Annotated in this window: 1 pseudogene; it reads left to right on the forward strand. The window is 41.7% G+C overall.

The window, feature by feature from the left end:
- A pseudogene (locus ACVC08_RS00465) lies at nucleotides 1–326 on the forward strand (hypothetical protein); the annotation flags it as partial.

The raw sequence follows: 326 nt of genomic DNA on the forward strand, positions 1-326 counted from the left end.
CACTGGCCAATAGCGATATGGAACCTATACTATACCAGTTATGTGATGATAATATGGAATTTGATGGTGACCCAACCAATGACAGCGTGTCGTTTGATTTAGCCACACAAAACCCAGAAGTATTAGATGGGCAAGACCCAACCAACTATATCGTAAGCTATTACTTAACACAGGCCGATGCAGATGCAGGCATTAACCCATTACCAATACCCTATACCAATGTCACCAACCCACAAATTATTTATGTACGCGTAGACAATAATACTATGGTAGATGATGGTACAGGAACAATGGTTGATAGCTCAGACTGTTACGCTACCGCAGAG

The sequence above is a fragment of the Pontimicrobium sp. MEBiC06410 genome, from assembly GCF_053601615.1.